This is a genomic window from Variovorax xiamenensis, from assembly GCF_050916385.1.
In the GTDB taxonomy this organism is placed as follows: Bacteria; Pseudomonadota; Gammaproteobacteria; order Burkholderiales; family Burkholderiaceae_C; genus Variovorax.
The window spans coordinates 2,370,735-2,396,458 of record NZ_CP139038.1 but is presented as its reverse complement, the minus strand read 5'-3'; the positions used below and the strand labels follow the sequence as shown (position 1 = coordinate 2,396,458).

Genomic DNA, 25,724 nt, shown 5'->3' with positions numbered 1-25,724 from the left:
CCGGTCAGCGCTGCGATGCCGCGCGCCCCGGCTTGACGAACAGCACCAGCACCGCACCGGCCACCAGCAGGCCCGCCAGCATGTGCAGCCCCGCGTCGGTGCTCTGCGTCGCGTCCTTGATGAGCCCGATGAGATACGGCGCGCTGAAGCCCGAGAGATTGCCGAACGAGTTGATGAGCGCGATGCCCGCGGCCGCCGCCGCGCCGCCGAGAAAGGCCGTGGGCATGCCCCAGAAGACCGGGAAGGTCGACATGATGCCCATGGTGGCCAGCGTGAGCCCCGCCATCGCGAGCGTCACGTTGCCGTGCGAGGCCACGCTCAGCACGAGCCCCGCCGCGCCGACGACCGCGCCGATCGCGCTGTGCCAGCGGTACTCGAGCCGGCGGTCCGCGCTGCGGGCCATGAAGTACATCGCGACCACCCCGAAGGTCCACGGAATGGCGCTGAGCAGGCCGATGTCCAGAGCGCCCTTCACGCCCGCCGCCTTGATGATGCTGGGCAGCCAGAACGAGATGCCGTAAAGCCCCGAGGTGTAGGCGAAGTACACCAGCGCCAGCAGCCACACGCGGCCGTTGCCCAGCACGCTGGCGATGCGCGGCTCGGTCTTGCCGGCCGCCTCGGCGGCGATGTCGCGTGCAATGATTTCGCGCTCCGCCGGCGTGAGCCAGCGCACGTCCTTCACGCGGTCGTCGAGGTAGCGCCACACGACCAGGCCCAGCGCCACTGTCGGCAGACCCTGCAGCAGGAACAGCCACTGCCAGCCGGCCCAGCCGTTGACGCCGCCCATGCCCTGCAGGATCCAGCCCGAGAAGGGCCCGCCGAGGATGCCCGCGAACGGGATCGCCGCGAGGAACAGCGACGTGGCCTTGCCGCGCCGCGCGGCCGGGTACCAGTAGGTGAGGTACAGGATGATGCCGGGGAAGAAGCCCGCCTCGGCCGCACCGAGCAGGAAGCGGATCACGTAGAACGAGGTGGGCGAACTCACGAACATGGTGCCCGCCGACAGCAGGCCCCAGGTGATCATGATCCGCGCGATCCAGCGGCGAGCCCCCACGCGGTGCAGCACCACGTTGCTCGGCACCTCGAAGAGAAAGTAGCCGATGAAGAAGATGCCCGCGCCCAGTCCGTAGACCGCATCGCTGAACCGCAGGTCGCCCTGCATCTGCAGCTTGGCGAAGCCGACGTTCACGCGGTCGAGGTAGGCCACGATGTAGCAGAGGAAGAGCAGCGGAATCAGCCGCCATCCGACCTTGCGGTAGACGGCATCGGAGGTGCTGTCGAAGCGGCCCTCGTAGGGCTGCGCGATGGTGCTGGTGCTCATGGGTGCGTCGCTTTCCTTCGCCTGGTTCGGCTGCAGGCGATGGTCGCGTCCGCACCCGCGGCGCTGCTGCGGGTTTCCACGCAATATTCATATGGATTGAAGATCGGTGTATCTCGCAACGAGATGCGCGAGGCGGGTGCACGTGGCGAAGACGGTGCACGCCGCGCTGGAGATGCACCGGACCGATGCGCAGGTGCGATCGCCCCCCGTAACGTAGTGTGTGGACCGGCGAAGCGCGATACACGCGCATACGCAACGTGCGGGGACAAGGGAGAAGGCGGCAGACCATCGGCGCGCCCCGGGGCGCGAGCCAGCGTCCTGTTGGCATTTCGACCTTGTCCAACCAACACCGCACACCCATGAACAATCCACACACGCACCAGCCTTCCGGCACGGACGCAGCGGAGGCATCGCCCCGTTCCTTCAAAGGCGCGCCGGCGAAGCTCGCCAGCTTCGGCCTCCTCGCGCTCGCTGCCGCCCTGGCCACCTTCGCGGTCGCGCCCATCGCGGCGAAGGAGACCCGCACCGCCGCGGCAGGCTCCGACGCATCGCCGATCTACGGCGTCACCATCCCCAAGGGCTACCGGCAGTGGCAGCTGATCGCGCCCGCCATCGAGGCGGAGCCGCTGAACGAGTTGCGCGCCGTGCTCGGCAACGCCAAGGCCATCCAGGCCTACGACAAGGGCACGCTGCCCTTTCCCGACGGAACCGTGCTCGTCAAGCTCGCCTGGAAGCATGTGCAGTCGCCGGAGTTCGCACCGGCATCCATTCCGGGCGCGGCCACCACCGTGCAGGTGATGGTGAAGGACTCGAAGAAATACGCCGCCACCGGCGGCTGGGGCTTCGGCCGCTTCATCGACGGCAAGCCCGCGGACCTGGCACAGCACCAGACCTGCTTTGCCTGCCATCAGTCGCTGGTGAAGAACCACGACTACGTGTTCACGCGGCTCGCGCCCTGATGGGTCGCAGCCGATGGCTCGCACCTGAGATTTTGAAATTTAGTGTTGACGAACACGGCCCGGATACAGAGGCATACGCAAATCGATCGCGAGGTGCCTCATGAGCCGAACAATCTCTCCATCAGTTCGGAAAAGCACATGCGATCCGACTGACAACCGCTCTTCCGAATCGTCATCACCTACCCGAAAGGATTCATCATGAAAGCTTCTGTTCTCCTCGCCGCCGCTGCCGTTTCCTCGTTGTTCGCCTTGAGCGCGAGCGCCGAGCAATACCAGGGCGTGCTCCAGTTCCATTCGAGCGCGAGCCGCGCCAGCGTCAGGGCCGAGGCCGTCGTTGCCTCGCACGGCGCCGACCCCTATCGCGAGGGCGCTTCGGCAGACGTCGCTCCCGCGCTGCCCACCTTGGCCATGCGCGCGGACACGCGTGCCGAAGCCGTGGCGGCAGCCCGCGCCGGCAACATCTACGCGGACGGCGCCAATGCCGACGCGCCTCGTACGTTCACCAGCACGCTCGACCGCGCGACGGTGCGTGCGCAGGCACGCGCAACGGCGGCCCGCGGCGTGACCGAGGGAACGCTGTAAGCGGCCACCGATGCGCATCCGCTTCCATCGCTCCTGAGTCCGGGAAATACAGATGGTCCTTTCCCGGCAGCAGCCCGCCGCTCGTTCCTCATCAAGGAAGCGCGGCGTGGCTGCAAGGGCAGCAGGCCGCACCCTGCCCTAGTCCATCGACACGTCGAGCAGCCGCTCGGCTTCCTGCAGATCTACTGTTTCGAAGCCCTCGGCGTATTGGGCGAGCACGCCGGCCAGCAGCTCATTGCCTTCGCCTCCGCGCCCGGCCTTCTCCCACAGGCGGGCCAGGTCCATCGCCACGCGCAACTCCCACGAGCGTGCGCCCTGCTGCCTGCTCACCGCCAGCGCTTCGAGCAGCGACTCTTCTGCGCTCGCCGCATTCGGCGCCACGGCACCCGAGAGGGCACGCGCCTTCACGCGAAGAAGCTCCGGCAGGTTGTAGAGGTCGCCCTTGGCGTGCACCAGTGCGAGCGTGTCGTTCATCAGCTCCAGCGCGTCACCGTTCCTGCCGATGGCGTTCAGGCCTTCGGCGAGCGTGATGTTGAACGACGTGGTGAGCAACTCGTAGCGTGACGCACGCAGCTCGATCAGCGAATCCCGGATCGCCTGAACGCCCCGCGCCGCCTCACCGCGCTTGATGGCGAGTTCGCCCTTGACGCCGCGGCCTACGGCGAGGTACGGCGTCAGCGAATGCGACTCCGCGTAGGCGATGAACCGGTCGATGTCCTGCTCGGCGCGCGCGAGGTCGCCAACCCACATGTAGACCGACACGGCCCATATCAGGGCGATGCACAGCGTCACGGGGTGGTTCAGGTGCCGCGCCTCCTCGACCGCGCGCTGGGCGACGACCACGGCCTGCGAAGGCTGCCCTTGAAGCCACAAGGTCCTGGCCAGCGCGATGCATGCGCGGTTGTGGAAATCGAAGCCGGCGTGGATGCTGCTGCGCTGCCGCGACACCGGGGCGCCGGCGATCGCCGCCTCCAGGAAGTGGCGCGCACGGGGCTGGTCGCCCACCAGGTGATGGCAAAGGCCCACCAGCGAATTGGCCGTTGCCTGCGCCGTCGCATCGTCGATCGAAGCTGCCACGGCGGCGCAGCGCCTGGCATGGCTGAGCGACTCGACAAAGTCGCCAATGCGCTCATGGAAGATTTGCAGCCGGCCCAGCAGCTCGACCTGGCTGCGCGAGTCGCCGAGCTCCTCCGCCACCTGGAGGCTGCGTTCGAGCGCGTGCCGCACCTCGTCGCTGTGGCCGCGGGTGAACATCTGCGAGAGGCCGACGGCCGCCTGCAGATGCATCTCGGCGGCGCTGCCTGCCAAGCCCGTACCCAGCTCGACGAGCGCGCGCTTCGACCAGTCGTGGCACTCCGCCAGCAAGGACATCGCCATGAAAGCCGGCACTGCCGCCAGCACCAGGGAAACGCCCAGCTCCCTGGCATCGGCGCGATCGAAGCACCAGGCGAGCGCGGCCCTCACGTTGCCCAGGTCCGCGAGATCCGACGCTCGTGCTGCGTCGCGCGAGAAGGCGTCGTCCTGCTCGGCCATCTGTTCCAGGCGCTTGCGGAAGTAGACCGCGTGGCGCCGCGCAGCCGAGTCAGCCAGATCCACTCCGGCCTTCGAATGCGCGTACGCGCGGGTGCTCTCGAGCAAGCGGTATTGGGTCGAGGTGCCGGAGCGCCGGATGGAGAGCAGCGATTTTTCCGCGAGGCTCGCGACGGCATCGACCACCTGTACCTGCGTCAGCTCCTGGTCCGCTGCCACTTCGCGCGCGGCTTCCAGCGAAAAGTGACCCACGAAGACCGACAGCCGGCAAAGCACGAGGCGCTCCGGCATGTCCAGAAGCTCGTAGCTCCAGTCCAGCGTGGCCTGCAGGGTCTGGTGCCGTGGCTGCGCCGTGCGCTGCCCGAGCCACGAGAGCGCCAGGCGTTCGTCGAGCAGGGCTGCCGTCTGCTGGAGTCCGTAGGCGGCAACGCGCCGGGCCGCGAGTTCGATGGCCAGCGCGACCCCGTCGAGCTTTCTGCAGATGCTCGCGATGACGGGTGCGTCCTCGTCGTTCAGCTCGGGCATCGCGCCGCTGGCGCCGGCCCGGTCGACGAACAGGCGCGTGGCGGGATACATGAGGATGTCGCGCGCCGCAAGACCGGGCTGGTCGGGCGGGTTGTCCAGCGGATCGAGCAGATGGATGTGCTCCCCCTGCACGCGCAGCGCCTCGCGGCTCGTGGCAAGTATGTGGATGCGTGGCGCCGCCTGGAAGATGCGCTCGGCCAGCGACGCGGCAGCCGCGATCACGTGCTCGCAGTTGTCCAGTATCAGCAGCATCCGCCTTTCGCGCAGGTAGGCGATCAGGCTCGGTATCGGGTCGGCGGAACGCACCGACAGCCCCAGCATCGATGCGATGGCGCTCGGCACCAGGCCGGGGTCCAGCAGCATCGAAAGATCCACGAACACCACGGCCCCGTTGAAGTCGCCGAGCATGTCCTGGCCCGTGCGGACTGCGACGGAGGTCTTGCCCACTCCGCCCGAGCCAACGATGGTGACGAACCGCGTCCTGGCCAGCTGGGCCGGGATCGCGGCCAGGTCCTTCGCACGGCCGAGCAGTTCCACCGGCTGCGCGGGAAGACCGGGTTCGACAGGGCTCGCCTCGGGCTCCGGCTGCGTGTCGGGGGCAGCGGCCGCGGGGGCGATGCGGGCAACGAAACAGTAGCCGCGGCCGACGACGTTCGACAGATACCGCGCGCCGTCCTGCCCGTCGCCCAGCGCCTGCCGCAGCATCGCGATCTGGTAGCGCAGGCTGCCGTCCGAAACGACCATGCCGGGCCAGGCCAGCGCCATGAGTTCCCGCTTGCTCACGATGGTGTTGGCATTGGCGACCAGGGCGAGCAGAACGTCCATCGCCCGTCCGCCGAGATCCACCGGCGCCCCGTCGCGCTCGAGGAGCCGCTGCGCGACGCGCAGGGTGAACGGCCCGAAGGAGATGGGGCCGGCGGTCTTGAAGGAGGTGTCGTCGCTCATGAAGATGGGGAACTGCGGCGTGCCGCGCAGGCGGTGCAATGCCAGGCCGGACGCGATCGATCCGATCGGCCCGGCGAACCCGCCGGCCGCCTCGGCAGCGCGGGCGGACGGAGCATAACCGAGGGTCGCAGCACGCCCCGCGCAGGCCGATTTGTATGGCCGTGTGTCGGCCCGCCCCCGAGGTACCTGCGCATGCGATTCGGCCCTTTCTTCACACACGCGGGATACATCCGCCCACTTCAATGGAGGCGTTTCAACTTCACGGAAATGCCTGCATGAACACCCTCCATCCATCCCTCTCGCGCCGCCACCTCCTGGCCACGTCGATCGCCCTCGGCGCGGCGTCGGCGGCCTCCGGTGCCTTCGCCATGCTGCGGCCGTCCAGCGCCTCCGGCCCCGACGACACCTCGGTGCGGCCGTTCCGCATCAGCGTCGACCGCGAGGCCCTCGTCGACCTGCGCCGGCGGCTCGGCGCCACCCGTTGGCCGAGCGCCGAGACCGTCGCCGACGACTCGCAGGGCGTGCGGCTCGCCACGCTGCGCTCGCTGGTGCGCCACTGGTCCACCGACTACGACTGGCGCAAGGGCGAAGCCCGGCTCAACGCCATTCCGCAGTTCGTGACCACCATCGACGGCCTCGACATCCAGTTCGCGCACATCCGCTCGCGCCATGCCGATGCGATGCCGCTGATCATGACGCACGGCTGGCCGGGCTCGATCTTCGAACTGCTCAAGGTCGTGGGCCCGCTGACCGACCCCACCGCCCACGGCGGCCGCGCGCAGGACGCGTTCCATCTCGTGCTGCCCTCGCTGCCCGGCTTCGGTTTCTCGGGCCAGCCCCAGGGCACCGGCTGGGACTCCAACCACATCGCGCGCGCCTGGGGTGTGCTGATGGCGCGCCTGGGCTACAGGCAGTTCGTCTCGCAGGGCGGCGACTGCGGCTCGGTCATCTCGCATCGCATGGCGATGCAGAAGGTGCCGGGCCTGATGGCGATCCACGTCAACATGCCGGGCACCGTGCCCGCCGAGATCGCCTCGATCCTCGCCGCGGGCGGCCCCGCGCCCGCCGGACTGTCGACCAAGGAGCGCGCGGCCTTCGACAAGCTGGACGACTTCTACAAAAACAGCTCGGGCTACTCCGCGATGATGGTCACGCGCCCGCAGACGCTGGGCTATGCGCTGGCCGACTCGCCCGTGGGCCAGGCCGCATGGATCTACGACAAGTTCGCCACCTGGACCTACTCGGGCGGCGTGCCCGAGCGGGTGCTTGCGCGCGACGAGATGCTCGACGACATCTCGCTGTACTGGCTGACCAACAGCGCGACCTCGGCCGCGCAGATCTACTGGGAAGACCATTCGAACAACTTCAACGCCGTCGACATCTCGCTGCCGGCCGCCGTGACGGTGTTTCCCGGCGAGATCTACCAGGCGCCGCGCAGCTGGGCCGACCGCGCGTACCACGACCTGATCTACTGGAACGAGGTCGACACCGGCGGTCATTTCGCCGCGTGGGAACAGCCGGCGCTGTTCAGCCAGGAAGTGCGCGCGGCGTTCAGGTCGCTGCGCTGACCGGGGTTGCGTCATGCGACCACGAGCGGCAGCGTGAGCCGTGCCTCGAGCCCGCCGCAGCGGCGGTTCTGCAGCTGCAGGTCGCCCTGCATCGAGCGGGCCAGGCGCCTGGCGATCGCGAGGCCGAGACCCGACCCGGCCTTGCCTTCGGAACCGCCCTGCCCTGCCCGGACCCATGGTGCGAAAACCGCCTCCATCTGTGCCGACCGGATGCCCGGGCCCGAGTCGACCACAGCCAGCACGAGGCTCGTCGAATCGACGCTGGCGCAGACCCGCACGTCGCGACCGTAGCGCAGCGCGTTGTCGATCAGGTTGGCGAGCACGCGGCGCAGCGCGAGTGGACAGACCATCACCGGCTGTCCGATACGGCCGTCGAGAACGATCGCCCGGCCGGCCTCACGATAGTCGCGCATCAGGTTGCCCAGCAATCCGTCGGCATCGACGCGCTGCAGCGGCTCGGCCACGCTGCGCTGCATCCGTGCGCTGGCCACGCTGGCCTCGACCAGTTCGCGCATCTGGGCAAGGTCGCGCTCCATGGCTTCGCGCAGCGCGTGGTCCTCCAGCATTTCGCAGCGCAGCCCCATGCGGGTCAGCGGCGTACGCAGGTCGTGCGCGTAGGCGGCCTGCACGTCCAGGTGGGCCACGTCGCGCTCGGCCTGGCGGCGGCGAAGGTTGTTGATCGCTCGCGCCAGCCGCACGATGGCGCGCGGGCCGCTTTCAGCGAGCTCGGGCACGCCGGCGCCGCTGCCGCGGTGCTCGATGGCACGCGCCAGGCGCGCCGCGCCCGCGCGGTGATCCATCGCCTCCAGCCAGAGGAAGACGGCAAGCAGCATCAGGCCGACGAGCACCGACACGCACACGATCCACCGCAGGCTGTCGTCGAGCGGGCAGCTCAGCGGCGACAGCGTCGCGGCATGGACGTTCTGCCCGAGCGTGGCCACCGCGATCGCGCGCGCCGTGCCCAACGCCAGGCCTTGGGAACGGCGGCCGGGTTGCATGGTTTTCGAAACGGTCCCGGCGCGCGCGTCGGATGCGCACGCCGGATGGAAGGAACTGATGGATGCGCGGGACTTCTTCGTCATTGGTTTTCTCCTGCTGCCGGCGCACGGGCCGGCATGGGAGAGATGACATCACGCGAGGGGGAGCGCACACCATTGCATCAGCGTTTGTCGCCCCCCTACGAAGGTTTGCCCTCTTCATGCGCCGGGGTGGCGCGAGGCCGGCTCTCCCCGCCTCCTCCGACCTCCCGGCGCTTCAGTCCCGGCTCAGCGCACGGCCGATCCAGGCCTCGAGCTCGGCGGCGTCGATCGGCTTCTCGATCAGGCAGAGAGCGGCGCTGGCCTTCACGCGCTCTCGCGTGCGGGCGTTGGCGAAGGCGCTGATGAAGATGACGGGCGGGCGCAGGCCTTCGCGCTCCAGGCGTTCGACCAGCGCGATGCCGTCCATGGCCGGCATCTGGATGTCGCAGACGAGGCAGCGCGTGCGCGCCGGAACGTCGGAGGCCAGGAAGTCGATGGCCGACTCGAACGCGCGGGCTTCCCATCCGAACGAGCGCACGAGGCTGCTCGTCGCGGCGCGAACGAAGGGATCGTCGTCGACGATGGAAACGAGTTCGATGGCTGCTGACAGGGACAAGGAGGAAGCCCGTTCTCTACCCCGGGGGTTTCCGGTGAAGGCACAGGAACATTCCCGCCCCTGCCCAGGATTGCAGGATACCGGCGCCAGCGCGCGGCGCCATCATCCATAGGTATGCCACCGCCTCAGCAGGCGCTCTCCACCACACCCAGCGCCTCCATCCTGCGCACCAGTTCGGCAACCGAGCGCGCGTTCATCTTGCGCATCGCCTGGCCCCGGTGGATCTTGGCCGTGATCTCGGCAATGCCCATGCGATCGGCGATCTGCTTGTTCATCAGGCCGCCGGCCACGTGCTGCACCACCTCGCACTCGCGCGGCGTGAGCGATTCCCAGCAGGCACGCGCGGCCTGCAGCAGGCGCTCGCTCTCCAGGCGCCGCGCATCGCGATCCAGCGCGGCGATCACCGCGTCGATCATGTCCTGATCGCGGAAGGGCTTCGCCAGGAAATCAACGGCCCCGGCCTTCATCGCCTTCACGGTCATGGCGATGTCGCCGTGCCCGGTCATGAACACGATCGGCATGTGAGGCTCGCCGCGCTCCAGCAGGGCCTGCTGGAAGGAAAGGCCGCTCTGGCCGCGCAGGCGCACGTCCAGCACCAGGCAGGAGGGCTCGCCGGAGCGCGGTGCGGCGAGGAACTCCTCCGTCGTCGCAAAGGCGTGCACCGCCAGGTCGATGGAGCGCAGCAGGCTGCTCAGCGCATCGCGCACGAGCTCGTCGTCATCGACGATGAACACGCAACGAAGGGGTGCCTGGAGTGGATCGGAAGGACGCATGAAACGAAAGGTTGGTGAGGGCATCGGGGTTGCCTGCCCTTTCATCGATGGCCGGGGCCCGGCCGAGGCAGGCTGAAGACGGCGCGCATGCCGGTGGGCTCGCGCTGCCGCAGCTCGAGCGTTCCGCCGTGCGCATCGAGGATCGACTTGCAGATGGCCAGCCCCATGCCCATGCCGTTGGACTTGGTGGTGAAGAGCGGCTTGAGCAGGTGCTCCGCCGCTCCGACAACGACGCCCGGCCCGGCATCCTCCACCACGATGCGCACGTGGTCGTCGTCGTGCACGCAGGCCATCGACAGCGGGCGGGGGCCGGGCGGGAGGGAAGCCATCGACTCGGCCCCGTTCATCAGCAGGTTGACCGCCACCTGCTGCAGCTGCACGCGGTCGCCGTGCACGGCCAGTGGCGTGTCCAGGCCCTTCGTCTCCAGCGTGACGCCCATGGTGTCGAGCGCCCCGGCGACCAGCGTCGCCGCCTCGCGCAGCGCCTCGCCGAGATCGAAGACGCCGAACTGCGGCTCCGCGTTGCGCGCCTTGGCGCGAAGGCCTTGGATGATGGTGCGCGCGCGCAATGCGCTCCTGCTGATGTGCGTGAGCATCTCGCGGGCCTCGCCGATGTCGGGCGGGCTGCGGTCGAGCCAGCGCAGCGCGGCGCTGGCCGAGGTGTCGACCGCGGCGATCGGCTGGCCGACCTCGTGCACGATGGAAGCCACCAGCTCGCCCATCGCCTTCAGGCGGGTCGCGCGCTCGAGTTCGGCGAGCGTGCTGCGCAGCTGCTCTTCGGCCTGCGCGCGCTGCTGGTTCTGGTCGATCAGTTCCTCGTACAGCCGCGCGTTCTCCAGCGCGAAGGCCGCCTGCGAGGCGATCACCTCCAGCACCTCCGCCTTGGCGGGCGTGAACACGTGGGAGGCCAGGTTGTTCTCCAGGTAGAGCACGCCGACGAGCATCGCGTGACGCATCAGCGGCACGCACAGGATCGAGCGCGGACGCCGGCGGCGGATGTAGTCGTCCTGCGCGAGCGACGCGCTCTCGCGCGCATCGTCCACCACGACGTGCTGCTGGGTGCGCGCGACCGCCTGGACGATGGAGACCGGCAACGTCCCTGCATCGAAGGCGACGCCCTCCTGCGTGAGCGTGACGGCACCGTCGAGCACCCGCGCCTGGGCACGCACCTGCCACGCCTCGTGCCGCAACAGCGCCAGCGTGCCGGACTCGGCGCCGGCGTTCTCGAGCGCGGTGCGAAGCAGCGTCTCGACCAGGCGCACCGGCACGATCTCGCCGGCGAGCGCAGTCGAGATGCGCAGGACAGCCTGCGCGTCGAGCCCCTGCATCCGCCGCGTGTTCGGCACCGGGTCCTCGATCTCGAAGAGCCCCGGGTGCGAGGCCTGCAGCTGGCGCACCTTGGCCGTGGCGCCCCAGCGCTGCCACGCGCCGCGTGCGTGGCGCAGGTTGCCGTGCGCGGACAGGTCGTCGCCGCGCCCGGCATGGAAGGCCGCGGCATGCTCGGCCGCCAGTGCCTCGACCTGCGTGAAGCCGTGGCGCCGCGCATGCGACACCGCCCGCGCATAGGCCTCCACCGCCGGGAGCGGATCGCCGTCGATGCGGCACATCTCCGCGCGCACCAGCTGGAAGCGGGCCAGGAAGTTGGCCGGGCAGGCCTGGCTCCAGGCCTGGAGCTGCTTCGCATCCCGCTGCAGCGCGGCCTGCTGCAACGCATCGCGCGTGGGAAGCGCGAGCAAGGCGAGCGCGCCGTAGAACGGCAGGTCCCCGCTCTCGGCGAAGGTGCGGCCCGAGGCCGCGCAGGCTTCTGCCCGGTGGCGTGCCTCGATCGCCTCGGCGAGCCTGCCGCCGAGGAGCGCCGCCTGCAGGCGGTACACCCAGTAGGCGAAGTCGACGAGCGTGGCGGGCTGGTCTTCCCGCGGCGGGCTGGGCTGTTCTTCGCGATCGCCGATGGTCCCGTCCTGCAGCTGCGCCAGCAACACCTTCTGGGCCAGCAGTGCCTCGATCACGAGCTGGAAATTCGCGTCGCGCGCAACCGCCAGCCCGCGCTCGACCGTGTCCCGCACATCGCCGAGATATTCCCCGGCGAAGAGCATGCCCGTGGCCTGGTTGCGCCCGCAGTAGATCGCGAAGGTGTGATCGCCGCTCGCCACGGCCACGTCGTAGGCGCGCCGGATGTAGTCGCGCGCCGCGCGTGCCGGCTGCGTCCACGGGACCACCATGGTGCCGAAGGTCATGTAGACCCGGCCCCGGTACTGGGCGAGCCCGCGCTCGTCGACCAGGTGCAGCGCGAGCGCGCCGAACTCCCGCGCGGCGGCGTAGTTGCCGTAGCGCACGCCGAAGACCTGCGTCATGCAGACATAGCCGTCCGCCGAGGCGTCGGAGTGACCCTGCGCAATGTTGAGGCCGATCATGCGCAGCAGGATCAGGTCGACCAGGTCCTGGTCGGTGTACAGCGCCGGCGGAATCAGGTCCGCGAAGATGTCGGTGATCGCACGCCGCAGCGGGTCGGCCACGACGGGCAGCTGGCGCAGGGCCCCGATGCCGTGCTGGTCGATCCATTCCTGCAGCACCGCGTGCTCCCGGTCGACCGCCGCGGCGTCGGGCCGCCTCGGCATGACGATGCCTGACTTGCGCAGGAAGGCCAGCCCCACGTCCAGTGCCCGGTCGAAGTTGCCGAGCGTGGTGTACAGCGCAGCACGCAGGCGCGCGAGATCGGCCCCGAAGATGCCGTCTCCCGCAACCTCCTCCAGCGCCGACAGGCGGCCCTCCGCGGCCTCCAGCGCCCCGGTCATGAACTCGGCCTCGCCACAGAGCGCGCGCGCGTGCAGGCCGTCTTCGCTGGTGTCGGCTTCGCCCAGGAAGGCGAGCGCGGCGCGGAAGAAGCCGAGCGCCGAATGGTGGGCGGTCGCGGCCTTCGCCTGCCTGCCGGCCTCGAGGTTGAGCCGCGCGAAGTCGCGTCGCTCCTGCGGTGCATCGACGGCCGGACGTGCGAGGCCGGCTTGCGCGGCGAGCGAGAACACCCGCGCGGAGTCGGACGCATGCCGCAGCTGGCGGCGCACGATCTGCAGGTGCATGCGCGGCCGCTCCCCAGGCGGGATCGAGGCGTAGGCGGCTTCGCGGATGCGGTCGTGCCAGAAGCCCCAGTCCTCACCGTCGCGCTGGATGCTGCCTGCCTCGCGCGCACTGTCGAGCGCGGCCTGCAGGCGCCTGGCCGCATCGGCTCCGGGCTGCACGTCCATCGCCAGCGCGAGTTCGTCGCCCGAGGTCCGGTGACCGAGGCATGCCATCACGCGCAGGACCGCCTGTGTCTCCGCGGGCAGCTGTTCGAAGCGGCGCGCCATCAGGTCGCCGACGGTGTCGGCGCCGGGGTGGGACGCGAGCTGTTCGAGGCTCCAGCGCCACGAGGCGGTCTCCGCGTCGTAGGCAAGCAGGCCGTCGTCGGCCAGCAGATGGAGCAGGTGCCGGGCGAAGAGCGGATTCCGCTCGGTCTTCCGGCCAATGAGGTCGGCCAGTTCGCCGACGACGCTCGCGTCCTGTTGCAGCGTGAGCGCGATCATTTCGCGCAAGGCGCCTTCGTCCAGCGGACCGAGTTCGATGCGCGCGGCTTGCGGCACCTCCGCGAGCCGGCCCGCGCGCAGCGGATGAGCCGCATCCACCTCGTTGTCGCGGAAGGTTCCTATGAGCAGCAGCGCGGCATCGTCGTGTTGATACAGCAGGCGCTCGAGCACCTGCAGGGTTTCGACGTCGGCCCATTGCAGGTCGTCGAGCAGCATCACGAGCGGACGCGTGGGCGCGGCGAAGCATGCGATCAGCCGCGCCATGCCCTGCAGCACGCGCTCGCGCTCAAGCGCGGGGGCCGCGTCGGGGGGCGCGGGCACAGGCTGTCCGGACGGCGCGCCGAGGATGACGCCGAGCGCCGGCAGCAGGCCCGCCAGGGTCCGCTCCACCGGCTTCGCGGCGGCGGCGATGCGATTGCGCCAGACCGCGAACTCTTCGTTCGCGCAGCCGATCACGTGCTGCAGCAGCGGATCGAGCGCCTCCACCAGCAGCGCATACGGCTTGCCGCGGCGCCCTTGCTCGCTCTTGGCCGCGGCAAGCAGCGGTGCGCCCGGGTGCTGCATGCGGGCCACCGCCTCGCGCAGGAGCGTCGACTTGCCGATGCCCGACGGGCCCGAGACCCAGGCCGCGCGCGAGCGGGCGCTGTCCGCGACCTCGCGGTAGAGCGAAAGCAATGTCTGCAGCTCGGCGTCGCGTCCGAGCACAGGGCCTGTGCCGCCGGGCTTGCGCAGGGTCGAATGGGCATCGAGCGCGAAACGGGGAATGCGCCCGTGCTGGCGCAGCAGGGTCTCGCAGCGCCGCAGGTCCGCCAGCACGCCGGCAGCGTCCGCGTACCGGTGCTCCGGCGTCTTCTCGAGCAGCTTCATGACCAGCAGCGAGAGTTGCTCCGGAAGCCCCGGCACCAGCTCGGCGGGCGCACGGGCGACGCGGGTCGCATGCGCGTGCACGCGCGCGGCGGCGTCTGCGCCCTCGAAGGGAAGCCTGCCGGTCATCGACTCGTAGAAGATGCAGCCGAGCGCGTAGAGGTCGGCCCGCGCATCCACGCGCAGGTTCATGCGCGCGCCCAGCTCGGGCGCCATGTAGTTGAAGCTGTCCTCGTCCCAGGAGAGCTGGTCGTCGCCCGCGGCCTTGTCCTCGCCGCCGACGGTGGCTGCCTGGCCGAAGCCGGTGAGACAGGCCCGGCCGTCTTCGCAGAGCAGCATGCGATCGGGCGTGAGCGCGCGATGCAGCACGCCGGCCGCGTGCATCGCGCCCACGGCGGCGGTGAGGCGCAGCGCGAACTCGACGAAGACGCCCGCATCGGCACACGGTGCGCCGCTGCGGGGAAGCGGCTCGCCGCCGGGGTCCTTCAGGATCAGCAGGAAGCTCTCTCCATGGGGCACCAGCGCGACCGGCACCGCGGCCCATTCGTCGCGAAGCACGTGGCGCAACGAGTACTCCCGTTGAAGCAGCGCGGCGGTGGTCGGCGTGGTCTGGCCGCGCCCGGCCACGAGCGAGGAGGCCACGCCGTGCGCCCGTGCGCGCTCCAGGCGCGGCGTGCCTGCGCCCAGCTCGCGAAAGTCCCGGTATCGCACCGACGAGGCTCCGTGCCGCGCGACCACGGGAGCATCCGGCAGGACTGCTTCTGCCTCCTCCTGTCCGGCGGATTCCTGATGTTGCATGGGCATGGATGTGAGCCTCTTGCGGCCGGCCGGGCCGCGAAATGCGTGGGCGCGGGACGGAGCCCGCCGTTGTTCTTGTTTCTCCCCGTCTTCGGGCGCACTCGGGCGCATACGGGATGCACTCGGGTACGGATGCCATTGGAACTCCGCCGATCGCGAGATTGGCGCTGCGGTCGTTGGCTGGTGTTAGGCGTTGTTAGGCGCGGGCCTGCGCCGCGGCGGTTTCGGTCGGTCCGCTTGAAAAGTAATGTCACCGCACGCCCCTCGGACACACAGGCATACAGACCGGGCCGGACTTCCTTCGCATCGCCCATAGATTCAGCGCCGTCGACCCAGGTCGATCCCGATCCTGTTCCCCCAAGTTCAACCAAGGAAGAATCGTCATGAAGAAGTTCTCTCGCCGTCTCGCCACGACCCTGATGGCCCATGCGCTCGGCCTGGCCGCGCTGGCGCCCCTGCACTCGTTCGCGCAGCCGGCGGACCCCGCCTCGTCCACCAAGCCCACGATCGTGCTCGTGCATGGCGCCTTCGCCGATTCGTCGAGCTGGGACGGCGTGGTTCAGCGCCTGCAGGCGCGGCACTATTCCGTGATCTCCGCCGCGAACCCGCTGCGCGGACCCTCGTTCGATGCGGCGTACGTCGCCGGCGTCGTCGATTCGGTGAAGGGGCCGGTGGTGCTCGTCGGGCACTCGTATGGCGGCTCGGTGATCTCTGCCGCAGCGAACGGCAAGCCGAACGTGAAGGCGCTGGTCTACGTGGCGGCCTTCGCGCCCGAAGCCGGCGAAACGGCGCTCGGCCTCACGGGCAAGTTCCCCGGCAGCACGCTCGGCCCCACGCTGGCGCCGGCGGTGCCGCTCGCCGATGGCGGCAAGGACCTGTACATCCAGCAGGACAAGTTTCCAGCGCAGTTCGCGGCCGACGTTCCGCTCGCCAAGGCGCGCCTGATGGCCGTGGGGCAGCGGCCCATCGCCGAGGCGGCTCTGAACGAGGCGGCGCAGGCTCCGGCATGGAAATCGGTGCCCTCATGGTTCGTGTATGGCGATCGCGACAAGAACATTCCGCCTGCTGCGCTGGCTTTCATGGCGCAACGCGCCAACGCTCAGAAGACGGTGGTGGTCAAGGGCGCATCGCACGTCGTGATGACCTCCCAGCCCGAGGCGGTCGCCAGGGTGATCGTCGAAGCGGCCGAGCACTGAGCGTCGGCGTCCCGGCTTCAGGGTTCTACTGCGGCAGTTCTCCGGCACCTGAGCCGCGAATCACCGCCCCGGTCGGCGCTCGATGGCGACATCCATGCCGGCAAGCGCGAGACTTGCGGGCCGGTGCTTCGCCGGCATCAACGGATTTCCTGCGGCAGGCTCATCGCCGTCACCGGGCTCTTGGCGGGCGCCTCGGACAGCAGCTGCTGGAGGTCGAACTGGAAGGCTCCTCCCGCGCGCTCGCGTTCCACGGCGAGGTGCAACAGGGCAATGGTTGCGATCAGCACCGCCATGGCGAACAGGAGCCAGAGCTCGCCCCGCAACGGCTGGGGCTGGGACCCGGACTGCGGCTGCTGATGGCCTCGTCGACTGCGACTTCTCATCTCTTTTTCCTCCGATTGATGACGGCAGGAGTCTGCGTGCCCCTGGACTCCGATCGCGTCGGACAAAGCTGGCGCGCCTTGTATTCCGCCTCCGATAAATGGCAGGGCGTGCTGCCGCCCGAGGCCGGCCCGTTGACCCGCGTCAATGCGCAGTCCGTAGCACGAACCTACTATCGGCCGCCATCGGCGCGTCATCGATCGCACGGGCCTGGTGCACCAGACTGGATCAATGTAATAATTTAGTTACAAAATTCACAACCACCCTCCTTCCGAAGAAAGCCCCGCCATGCAACGCCAGCCCCTTCATCCTTCGCTTCGCACCACCGTCCGCGTCGCCGCGGGCGTGCTTCTCGCGGCGAGCGCCTCGGCGCATGCCCTGGTGATCGGCGTCAGCGAAGGCGTGAGCTACGACGTGTCCGACGCGCAGATCACCGCCCGCTTCGAGCCCATCGCCGAGGTGCTCTCCAAGGCGCTCAAGCAGCCGGTGACGGTGAAGGTGCTCAATTCATACAACGGCGCGCGCGATGCGCTCAAGCAGCAGCAGGTCGACCTGGCCTTCGTGCATCCCTCGCACGTGGCGCTCGGCGCCATCAAGAGCGGGCAATACAAGGCCTTCGCCTGGACCACCGGCTACACCGACTACAAGGTGTCGTTCCTGTGCAAGGAGCAGCAGCCGATCTCCGACTGGAAGAGCGTGGCCGGCAAGCAGCTGGTGATGCCCGATGCGGACTCCATCACCTCCGTCATCACGCGCGCCATGCTGCGCGAACAGGGCCTGCAGGGCGCGACGGCCGTGAAGGTGACGAACACCCGCTTCCAGGAGGCAGTGCCCTTCTATGTGCAGAACGGCTTCGCGGCCTACGGCGCCACCGCCGCCTCGAACGTGGTCAAGACCTGGAAGGACGGCGGCGGCAAGATCTGCGCGGAATCGCGCGCGGTGCCGATCAAGCAATGGCTCGCGTCCAGCAAGCTCGACGCAGCCACCGTGAATGCAGCGCGCGACGCGCTGCTGGGCCTGGCGCAGACCGACGCGGGCAAGCGCGCGCTGGCGGCATCGAGCTACGTGGGCTTCGTCAAGCCCTCGGCCGACGTCGAAGCCTCGCTGATGAACTGGCTCGGGATCTGACCGAGGGCAAGACCGCACGCGCACGCCCGGGTACCGGCCCGGGCAGAATCCAGCGCTTGCAGTTTGCCTCTCTCAAGGACCCTTTCATGACCGATCTCTCGAGCTTCCCCATCACGAAGAAGTGGCCCGCGCAGCACCCCGACCGGCTGCAGCTGTACTCGCTGCCCACGCCCAACGGCGTGAAGGTGTCGATCATGCTGGAGGAAACCGGCCTGCCCTACGAGCCGCACCTGGTGAGCTTCGAGACCAACGACCAGATGTCGCCGGAGTTCCTGTCGCTCAACCCGAACAACAAGATCCCGGCCATCCTCGACCCTAACGGGCCCGGCGGCAAGCCGCTGGCACTGTTCGAGTCGGGCGCGATCCTCGTGTACCTGGCCGAGAAGACCGGCAAGCTCATTCCGCAGGACGCCGCCGGCCGCTACGAGACCCTGCAGTGGGTGATGTTCCAGATGGGCGGCATCGGCCCGATGTTCGGCCAGCTCGGCTTCTTCAACAAGTTCGCGGGCAAGGACTACGAAGACAAGCGCCCGCGCGACCGCTACGTGAACGAGTCGAAGCGCCTGCTGGGCGTGCTCGACAAGCGGCTCGCCGACCGCGCATGGATCATGGGCGACAGCTACACCATCGCCGACATCGCCACCTTTCCCTGGGTGCGCAACCTGATCGGCTTCTACGAGGCAGCCGACCTGGTCGGCTTCAAGGACTTCCCGAACGTGGCGCGCACGCTCGAGGCCTTCGTGGCGCGCCCCGCCGTCGTGGCGGGGCTGGGCATTCCGAAGCGCGGCTGAGCGGCCTCAGTTGCTGCTGGACAGGTCCATCAGCATGCGCGAGAGCAGGTAGAGCCGCGGCACCACGCTCTCGACCTCCGCGTATTCCTCCGGCGTGTGGATGCCGCCGCCCACGATGCCGAAGCCGTCGAGCACCGGCACGCCGACGCCCGCCACCAGGCTCGCGTCGGCCGCGCCGCCGCTGCTCTCGATGGTGAGCTTCTTGCCGATCTCCGCGTAGATGCCTTCGGCCATGGCCACCAGCTTGTCGGACGCGGGCGAGCGCGGCATCGGCGGCAGGCCGCGGATCAGGCGCACGCGCACCTCGGTCTCGGGAATGAGCTTGTTCTGCGAGATGCGGACCAGGTCCTTCTCCACGCGGTCGAGTTCCTCGGGCGTGGCGGCGCGCACGTCGCCCTTGGCGCTGGCCGTCGCGGGGATCACGTTGGTCGGGCCGTTGGCCGTGAGCACCGTGAAGTTGACGGTGGTCTTCTTCGCCGCATCGGCCGTCTTCGACAGCTGCAGCACCTGGTGCGCCACTTCCATCGCAGCGTTGCGGCCTGCCTCGGGCGCCACGCCCGCGTGGGCAGCGAGCCCCTTCACCTCGATGAGCGCGGTGGCCGAGCCCTTGCGCTCGACCACGAGGCCGTCGGCCGGACGGCCCGGCTCCAGGTTCAAGGCCACGTCATGCTGCCTGGCCACGCGCTCGATGAGCGCGCTGGTGCCCACGGAGCCGGTCTCTTCGTTGGTGTCGAGCAGGAAGGTGATCTGCCCATAGTCCTTGAAGCCGACCTGCTGCAGGATCTTCAGCGCGTAAAGGCCGGCCACCACGCCGCCCTTGTCGTCCATCACGCCGGGGCCGTAGGCGCGGCCGTCCTTGATGTAGAAGGGCTTGGCGGCGGCCGTGCCTTCCTTGAAGACGGTGTCCATGTGCGCAAGGATCAGGATCTTCTTCTTGCCCTGGCCCGTCAGCGTGGCGACCACGTTGGTGCCGGGATGCGGCTCCGCCGGAAAGGTCTCGATGCGCGCGCCGAGCTTGCGCAGTTCTTCCACCGCCATCTCGCGGACCTTGGCCAGGCCTGCCGTATCGGTCGAGCCCGAATCGATGTTGACCATCGTCTCCAGCATCTTGAGCGCGCCGTCCTTGCTCTGCGTGGCCGCGTCGAGCACGCCCTGATGCGGCTTCTGGGCCATGGCGTTGCCGGCAAGCAGCGCGCATGCGAGCGCAGTGCACTGGGCAACCGCGAGCATGCGGCGGCGGGCGGGTGCCGGGGATTTCGTGGCCGGGGAAGCGAAGGAGAGATGGCGCGAGAGAGTCGTCATGTTGTCCGTTCTGTTCTTTCTTTGTTTGTCGGGAGATAACCTGGGCCGAAGACGGCGCGGCAGGCTATCACCCGCTTCGAGAACGGGTCAAGCTCAGGGGTGGCGAGCGGGAAAGTCTTGTTCACTCAGCTCGATCGGCTGGCCGTGCGGCGTGCGGCTGGCCGCGTGCTCCCAGGCATGACGGTAGCGGGCCAGCTCGCCATCCGAACTGGCGCCCTTGCTGGCGACAAGCTTCTCGAGCGCGCGAAGCCAGTGGCGGTAATAGGTCTGGCCGGTGTCGGGGTCGCCCCCGGCCTGAGCCTCGGCAATCTGCGCGGCCAGGGCCTCGGCCCATTCGGGCCACGTGAAGAGGCCGCGCTCATGCAGCGCCAGCGTCATCGCGAAAGCCTGGGCCTCCCATGGCGCGCTGAACACCGGCCCGTCCGCATCGCGAGGCATGCCGGGCGAAAGAGGCATGCCGCTCATGCCACCGCCTCCAGATAGCTTTCCCACGCGTCGACCGACACCGAAAGATTCTGGCGCGGCGCATCTTCGCCCCACAGCTCGGCTTCGTCGAACTCCACCGTGTAGAGCCACTGCGGCTGCTCGCCGAGCCCTTGCGCGTTGGTATCGGCGAACACATGCGCGCCATGCACGCGGACGATGGTGCCGCGCTTGCCCTGTACATAGCCCGGCAGGCGCGTGTGGTGGTCGACCTTGCCGAGATGCATGCGCACCGGCTGGCCCTGCGCGAAGCGCGCCGGGCCTACCGCCGGCCGCTCGGCGGGCGAGCCCTTGGCAAGGACGGCAGGCACATTGGCCGCCTGCAGCACGCGGGCCACGGGCGCGGCCGGGTGGCGCATCTCCCCGCTCTCGATCTCGTCCGGAAAGACCTGCCCGCGCTGCAGCATCAGCTGCTCCAGCGCGCGAAGCCAGATCTGGTAATAGCTCAGATCGCTGTAGTCGGGCAGCGTCTCGCGCACGGAGCGGCTCGCGTCGATGTTCCACGAGCCCGTCGCGCCCATGGCCAGCACCAGCGCCAGCGCGCGCGGTTCCCAGCCGGCGTGGAAGAGTTCGCCCTCGGCTTCGGGCACCACCTTGCCGAAGCCCGGCTGGCCGCCGAGGTCGGCCTTCGTCGCGTAGCTCATGCGGCGCCCTCCGCTTCCGTGGATGCGCCGGCCAGCCGGGTGCCGATCATCGAGTCGCGCGAGACCAGATCGGCAAGCTCTTCTTCACCCAGGCCTTCGGTGCCGGCGGGTCGTTGCGGAATGACGAGATAGCGCACCTCGGCGGTCGAGTCCCACACGCGGATGCGCGTGGTCTCGGGCAGCGTGGTGCCGAAGTCGGCGAGCACGCCGCGCGGGTCCCTCACCGCGCGCGAGCGGTACGGCGCACTCTTGTACCAGGTGGGCGGCAGGCCCAGCACCGGCCACGGGTAGCAGCTGCACAGGGTGCAGACCACCATGTGGTGGGTGTCGTCGGTGTTCTCCACCGCCACCATGTGCTCGCCCTGGCGGCCCGTGTAGCCCAGCGACGCGATCGCCGCCGTGGCGTCGGCCAGCAGCCACTGCCGGAAGGCCGGATCGACCCAGGCCCGCGCCACCACCCTCGCGCCGTTGCGCGGGCCGATGCGGGTCTGGTAGGTGTCGATCAGCACATCGAGCGCGGCCGGGTCGATGTAGCCCTTCTGCGCGAGCACGCTCTCGAGGGCGCGCACGCGAAGGTCCATCTCGCCGAGCTCGCTGTGTTCGTGGCCGTGGCCGTGGTCGTGGTCGTGATGCTGGTGATCGTCGTGGGGGTGGTTCGGGCTCATCCGGGCGATGCTACGCCCGGGCACTTAAAATTCGAAGCCTCCCGCCAGATCCCCCCGGAAGCCTCTCCTCCATGATCTCCACGCCCGCCCGCCCCGTCCGCTCCCAGTACGAAGATTTCATGCGCCACGTCGACACCCATGGCGTCTTCAAGAGCGACCGCACGGGCACGGGCACCAAGAGCGTGTTCGGCCACCAGATGCGCTTCGACCTGAACGAGGGCTTCCCGCTGGTCACCACCAAGAAGGTGCACCTGAAGTCCATCATCCAGGAACTGCTGTGGTTCCTCACCGGATCGAGCAACAACAACTGGCTCAAGGAGCGCGGCGTCACCATCTGGGACGAATGGGCGCGCGAGGACGGCGACCTCGGCCCAGTGTACGGCGTGCAGTGGCGCAGCTGGCCCACGCCTGACGGCGGCCACATCGACCAGATCGCCGAAGTCATCAAGACGCTGAAGACCAACCCCGACTCGCGCCGCATCATCGTGAGCGCCTGGAACGTGGCCGAGCTCTCGAAGATGGCGCTCATGCCCTGCCATACCTTCTTCCAGTTCTACGTGGCGCCGCCGCAGGCCGAGGGTGAACGCGGCAAGCTCAGCTGCCAGCTCTACCAGCGCAGCGCCGACATCTTCCTGGGCGTGCCCTTCAACATCGCGAGCTACGCGCTGCTCACGCACATGATCGCGCAGCAGTGCGACCTCGACGTGGGCGACTTCGTCTGGACCGGCGGCGACTGCCACATCTACAGCAACCACGCCGAGCAGGTGGCGCTGCAGTTGAGCCGCACGCCCTACCCGTACCCCACGCTGAACATCAAGCGCAAGCCGGCCTCGATCTTCGACTACCAGTACGAGGACTTCGAGGTGCTCGACTACCGGCACCACGACGCGATCAAGGCGCCCGTGGCCGTATGAGCAAGCCCCGCATCAACATCATCTTCGCCCGCGCCGCCAACGGCGTGATCGGCGTGAACAACACCATTCCCTGGCACATCCCGGAGGACATGGCGCACTTCAAGCAGCAGACCGCGGGCGCGCCGGTGATCATGGGCCGCAAGACCTGGGACTCGCTGCCGCCGCGCTTCCGCCCGCTGCCGGGCCGGCGCAACATCGTGGTCACGCGGCAGGCCGGCTGGCAGGCCGAGGGTGCGCAGCGCGCGGGCAGCCTGCAGGAGGCGCTGTCGCTGTGCGAATCACCGCAGGTCGATGCCGTCTGGGTCATCGGCGGCGCTCAGATCTATGCCGAGGCCGAGCCGCTCGCACAACGCGCGGTGGTGACCGAGGTCGCGCGCGACTACGAAGGCGATGCCTACGCACCGGAACTCGATGCCGCCTCGTGGCGCGAGACACAGCGCGAATCGCATGTGTCCGCCAAGGAAGGCCTGGGCTTCAGCTTCGTGACCTACGAGCGCATCGCCCCCGCCCCCCGCGGCGAAATGAGGCCATGAACAAAGGCGTCGCACACCGGCCGCTTCCGTCCGGCTTGCGGCGCCGGTCTGTGATCGCCGGCGCGGCGCTGTTCGCGGGCCTTGCTCCGATGCGGCTTCTGCACGCCGCGGAGCCCCTGGAGCCCGACGAGGAAGCGCTCTTCATGACGGGCACGGCACGCCCCACCGCCGACGGCCGGCTCGAAGTCGACATCCATGCATGGATCTTCGAGCGCGAGAACCGCTGGGGCCTCAACGCGGCCTTCGCGCGCTACCTGGGCCTCAGCCTGAAGAAGCTCTCGCCCGCCGCGCGCCTGCGCTTCAACCAGCGCACCGCGCTCTTCCACGCGGAGTCGGAAGAAGGCAAGGTGATCGACATCGACTTCGACGGCAGCTCCACGCGCGTGACGATGCCACCGTCAGGCAAGGACGGCCGCTGCAACCTGCGCATCGTGATCGACATGCCGCGCGCGCCGCTGCTGCCGACTTCGCCTTCGCCGCAGGAGTGGGTGCAGTTCCATGGCGTGACCGGTCCGGGCGAACTGCTGCACCGCTTCAGGGGCCAGGCGCTCGTCGTGCCCGAGCAGGGCATCTCCGTCATCTCGGACATCGACGACACCATCAAGCGCACGCAGGTGCGCGAGCGGCGCGAGATGCTGCTCAACACCTTCGCGCGCCGCTTCGAGGCGGCACCGCGCATGGCGGCCTGGTATCGCGCACTGGCGAAGGTGCCCGGCACGCGCTTCCACTATCTTTCGGCGAGCCCCGTGCAGCTCTATCCGGCGCTCTCGGACTTCATCCGCAACGCCGACTTTCCGCAGGGCAGCATGCACCTGCGCGAGAGCACGACGTGGCGCACGCTGATTCCCGGCGACGACGATTCGCGCGGACACAAGCTCGGCGTGATCGAGCGCCTGCTCGCCGAATTTCCGCAGCGCCGCTTCGTGCTGGTGGGCGATTCGGGCGAAGCCGACCCCGAGATCTACGCGCAAACGTTTCGCTCGCATCCGCGGCGCATCGACAGCATCGTGATACGCGATGTGACGGGCGAAGGCCGCACCTCCGATCGCTATCGCACGACCTTCGAAGGCATCGATCCGGTGCGCTGGCACATCGTGATGCCCGACACCGCCGCGTGGCCCGTGCAGGCCATCAACTAGCCTCCCTGCAGGTCAGCCAGCAGGCAGGTCGCCTCAAACAAACTGGCACCTTCATCGCCTTCGCGGTACGAAAAGAACACTTCGGTACACGCACGCAAAGGCACGCACAGCGCAGGGTTTAGACAACGCTAATTGTTTGTGCGCACAATGTCCGGAACGCCCTCAACCAAAAGGAGACGGCTCATGTCCATGGAATTTCTTCGGGTCATCGCCGAGCAGAAATTGCCATATGTCATCCACACGCCGGCCGACATCGACAGGCTGCGCGTGCTGCGTGCGGCAGAGTTGGTGACAGCATTCATCCCGCCTTCGGACCGTGCGCCCGATGCGCGCGCGATCCGGCAGCTCGCCCAGGTCGAATCGATCACGGCCAAGGGCATGCTCGCACTCAACAAGGCCACCTCGGCATTCATCGAACTCTAGGAAGACGCCCCGGCGTTTTCCTTCGCGCGGGCATCGCTCCACTGCCGCGGCAACGGCCCCGGCCCCTCCACATCGGCTGTTACAAGTAGCCCTCTTTTCCGCGTGCATCGGCCGGCACGCGGACGTCCTGCACTCCTCCCCCGCTCCTCATCCGCTTGACCGGACGCGCACCTTCGTGCGCCTTTCCGGTAGCACGCCGGCCATTTGAGTGTCAATTACGTGACAAAGCACCCAATTACAAGATTTTTCCCAGATCCGAAGCTTGCTTTTTCCCCGGGTTCTACCCGCTTCACGGGGTACCTACCCAATTCTGGGGATTGTTAGCAGATATCTCGATTTGTATCTTTCGTTCGTCTCAATGCATGCCGGGACTGCAACGGCAACGGGCCGCGCGGGCGCCTTCACAGGGCGCAGCAGCGTCGAAAACTCCAACGTGTGTTCTTGTCAATTCAACCTTTTCTGAGAGCGAACAATGTCGAACAGCTTGCAAAAATGGGTGGGACGCAATCGTCCTCCGCGCGTCCAGATCACCTACGACGTCGAGATCGGTGACGCAGTCGAAAAGAAGGAGCTGCCGCTCGTGGTGGGCCTGCTGGCCGACCTGTCGGGCCAGCCCGAGCAGCCGCTGCCCAAGCTCAAGGAGCGCCGCTTCGTCGAGATCGACCGCGACAACTTCGACGGCGTTCTCGGCAACGTCTCCCCGCGCCTGGACCTCTCGGTGCCCGACACCATGAAGGGCGACGGCAACCTGAAGATCGAACTGAACTTCAAGGAGTTCGCCGACTTCCATCCCGAAGCCATCGTGAGCCAGGTGCCCCGCCTGGCCAAGCTGCTCGAAGCGCGCCAGCAGCTGCGCGACCTGCTGGCCAAGCTCGACGGCAACGACGAACTCGACGGCCTGCTCGAGCGCGTGGTGCAGAACAGCGAAGACCTCAAGACGGTCCAGAGCCAGGCCAAGGCCGAAGCCGACACCGCACCGGCCTCGACTTCCGCTGCAGCTTCTTCGGAAGCCGCTCCCCAGACGTCCCCCGAAGCCGAAGCACCGGCAGCGTGATCAACCACGCCGGC

General features: G+C 68.7%; 23 protein-coding genes. 12 read left to right on the top strand and 11 right to left on the bottom strand.

The window, feature by feature from the left end; translation table 11 throughout:
- Nucleotides 1-4: 4 nt before the first annotated feature.
- On the bottom strand, nt 5-1,321 hold the full coding sequence (locus tag SFB74_RS10500) for an MFS transporter (RefSeq protein ID WP_432730753.1): 1,317 nt from the start codon (nt 1,319-1,321) through the stop codon (nt 5-7).
- A gap of 359 nt (nt 1,322-1,680) precedes the next feature.
- On the opposite strand from SFB74_RS10500, the gene SFB74_RS10495 reads away from it, so the two are divergent.
- A complete protein-coding gene (locus SFB74_RS10495) occupies nt 1,681-2,280 on the top strand; it encodes a cytochrome P460 family protein (protein ID WP_432730752.1) in 600 nt (199 codons plus the stop codon).
- Nucleotides 2,281-2,478: 198 nt separating this feature from the next.
- Nucleotides 2,479-2,862, top strand: a complete 384-nt coding sequence (locus tag SFB74_RS10490) for a helicase SNF2 (RefSeq protein ID WP_432730751.1) — start codon at nt 2,479-2,481, stop codon at nt 2,860-2,862.
- Nucleotides 2,863-3,000: 138 nt separating this feature from the next.
- Here the strand turns inward: SFB74_RS10490 and SFB74_RS10485 are convergent, their stop codons facing one another.
- The gene (locus SFB74_RS10485) at nt 3,001-5,862 is read right to left on the bottom strand and encodes an ATP-binding protein (protein WP_432730750.1); all 2,862 of its coding nucleotides are present in this window, start codon (nt 5,860-5,862) and stop codon (nt 3,001-3,003) included.
- A 368-nt stretch (nt 5,863-6,230) separates the two neighbouring features.
- Between SFB74_RS10485 and SFB74_RS10480 the strand changes: the two genes are divergently transcribed.
- Entirely contained in the window at nt 6,231-7,430 is a 1,200-nt protein-coding gene (locus SFB74_RS10480; protein WP_432731917.1) for an epoxide hydrolase family protein, read from the top strand.
- Nucleotides 7,431-7,441: 11 nt separating this feature from the next.
- Here SFB74_RS10480 and SFB74_RS10475 read toward each other — a convergent pair whose 3' ends face one another.
- Entirely contained in the window at nt 7,442-8,428 is a 987-nt protein-coding gene (locus SFB74_RS10475; RefSeq protein WP_432730749.1) for a sensor histidine kinase, read from the bottom strand.
- Between SFB74_RS10475 and SFB74_RS10470 the strand changes: the two genes are divergently transcribed.
- On the top strand, nt 8,427-8,558 hold the full coding sequence (locus tag SFB74_RS10470; protein ID WP_432730748.1) for a hypothetical protein: 132 nt from the start codon (nt 8,427-8,429) through the stop codon (nt 8,556-8,558). The two genes, SFB74_RS10475 and SFB74_RS10470, sit on opposite strands and share 2 nt — an antisense overlap.
- Before the next feature lie 126 nt (nt 8,559-8,684).
- Here the strand turns inward: SFB74_RS10470 and SFB74_RS10465 are convergent, their stop codons facing one another.
- From SFB74_RS10465 to SFB74_RS10455, 3 genes are all read right to left on the bottom strand, one after another.
- Nucleotides 8,685-9,065, bottom strand: a complete 381-nt coding sequence (locus SFB74_RS10465) for a response regulator transcription factor (RefSeq protein ID WP_432730747.1) — start codon at nt 9,063-9,065, stop codon at nt 8,685-8,687.
- A gap of 125 nt (nt 9,066-9,190) precedes the next feature.
- Nucleotides 9,191-9,838, bottom strand: coding sequence for a response regulator transcription factor (locus SFB74_RS10460; RefSeq protein WP_126473154.1), 648 nt, complete (start codon nt 9,836-9,838; stop codon nt 9,191-9,193).
- Nucleotides 9,839-9,879: 41 nt separating this feature from the next.
- A complete protein-coding gene (locus tag SFB74_RS10455; protein ID WP_432730745.1) occupies nt 9,880-15,063 on the bottom strand; it encodes a trifunctional serine/threonine-protein kinase/ATP-binding protein/sensor histidine kinase in 5,184 nt (1,727 codons plus the stop codon).
- 377 nt (nt 15,064-15,440) lie between these two features.
- Between SFB74_RS10455 and SFB74_RS10450 the strand changes: the two genes are divergently transcribed.
- Complete coding sequence (locus SFB74_RS10450) at nt 15,441-16,253, top strand: alpha/beta fold hydrolase (RefSeq protein WP_432730744.1); 813 nt, start codon at nt 15,441-15,443, stop codon at nt 16,251-16,253.
- A gap of 137 nt (nt 16,254-16,390) precedes the next feature.
- Here SFB74_RS10450 and SFB74_RS10445 read toward each other — a convergent pair whose 3' ends face one another.
- Complete coding sequence (locus SFB74_RS10445; RefSeq protein ID WP_432730743.1) at nt 16,391-16,546, bottom strand: hypothetical protein; 156 nt, start codon at nt 16,544-16,546, stop codon at nt 16,391-16,393.
- 376 nt (nt 16,547-16,922) lie between these two features.
- On the opposite strand from SFB74_RS10445, the gene SFB74_RS10440 reads away from it, so the two are divergent.
- Nucleotides 16,923-17,762, top strand: coding sequence for a phosphate/phosphite/phosphonate ABC transporter substrate-binding protein (locus tag SFB74_RS10440; RefSeq protein ID WP_432730742.1), 840 nt, complete (start codon nt 16,923-16,925; stop codon nt 17,760-17,762).
- Nucleotides 17,763-17,848: 86 nt separating this feature from the next.
- On the top strand, nt 17,849-18,553 hold the full coding sequence (locus SFB74_RS10435) for a glutathione S-transferase N-terminal domain-containing protein (protein ID WP_432730741.1): 705 nt from the start codon (nt 17,849-17,851) through the stop codon (nt 18,551-18,553).
- A gap of 6 nt (nt 18,554-18,559) precedes the next feature.
- Here SFB74_RS10435 and SFB74_RS10430 read toward each other — a convergent pair whose 3' ends face one another.
- From SFB74_RS10430 to nthA, 4 genes are all read right to left on the bottom strand, one after another.
- Nucleotides 18,560-19,783, bottom strand: coding sequence for a glutamate carboxypeptidase (locus tag SFB74_RS10430; protein ID WP_432731916.1), 1,224 nt, complete (start codon nt 19,781-19,783; stop codon nt 18,560-18,562).
- Nucleotides 19,784-19,948: 165 nt separating this feature from the next.
- Entirely contained in the window at nt 19,949-20,320 is a 372-nt protein-coding gene (locus tag SFB74_RS10425; protein WP_432730740.1) for a nitrile hydratase accessory protein, read from the bottom strand.
- Nucleotides 20,317-20,982, bottom strand: coding sequence for a nitrile hydratase subunit beta (gene nthB / locus SFB74_RS10420; RefSeq protein ID WP_432730739.1), 666 nt, complete (start codon nt 20,980-20,982; stop codon nt 20,317-20,319). Before nthB ends, SFB74_RS10425 begins: the two co-directional genes overlap by 4 nt.
- Nucleotides 20,979-21,647, bottom strand: a complete 669-nt coding sequence (nthA, locus tag SFB74_RS10415) for a nitrile hydratase subunit alpha (RefSeq protein WP_432730738.1) — start codon at nt 21,645-21,647, stop codon at nt 20,979-20,981. The genes nthB and nthA overlap by 4 nt, the downstream gene beginning before the upstream one ends.
- A gap of 74 nt (nt 21,648-21,721) precedes the next feature.
- Between nthA and SFB74_RS10410 the strand changes: the two genes are divergently transcribed.
- From SFB74_RS10410 to tssB, 5 genes are all read left to right on the top strand, one after another.
- Nucleotides 21,722-22,561 carry a thymidylate synthase gene (locus tag SFB74_RS10410; RefSeq protein ID WP_432731914.1) on the top strand — a complete coding sequence of 280 codons (840 nt, stop codon included), beginning with the start codon at nt 21,722-21,724 and terminating at the stop codon, nt 22,559-22,561.
- Entirely contained in the window at nt 22,558-23,094 is a 537-nt protein-coding gene (locus SFB74_RS10405) for a dihydrofolate reductase (RefSeq protein WP_432730737.1), read from the top strand. Before SFB74_RS10410 ends, SFB74_RS10405 begins: the two co-directional genes overlap by 4 nt.
- Nucleotides 23,091-24,233: a phosphatidate phosphatase App1 family protein gene (locus SFB74_RS10400; protein ID WP_432730736.1), complete on the top strand. Its 1,143-nt coding sequence runs from the start codon at nt 23,091-23,093 to the stop codon at nt 24,231-24,233. The genes SFB74_RS10405 and SFB74_RS10400 overlap by 4 nt, the downstream gene beginning before the upstream one ends.
- A 183-nt stretch (nt 24,234-24,416) precedes the next feature.
- Complete coding sequence (locus SFB74_RS10395) at nt 24,417-24,656, top strand: hypothetical protein (protein WP_432730735.1); 240 nt, start codon at nt 24,417-24,419, stop codon at nt 24,654-24,656.
- A 472-nt stretch (nt 24,657-25,128) separates the two neighbouring features.
- Nucleotides 25,129-25,710, top strand: coding sequence for a type VI secretion system contractile sheath small subunit (tssB, locus tag SFB74_RS10390; protein ID WP_432730734.1), 582 nt, complete (start codon nt 25,129-25,131; stop codon nt 25,708-25,710).
- Nucleotides 25,711-25,724: the final 14 nt, after the last annotated feature.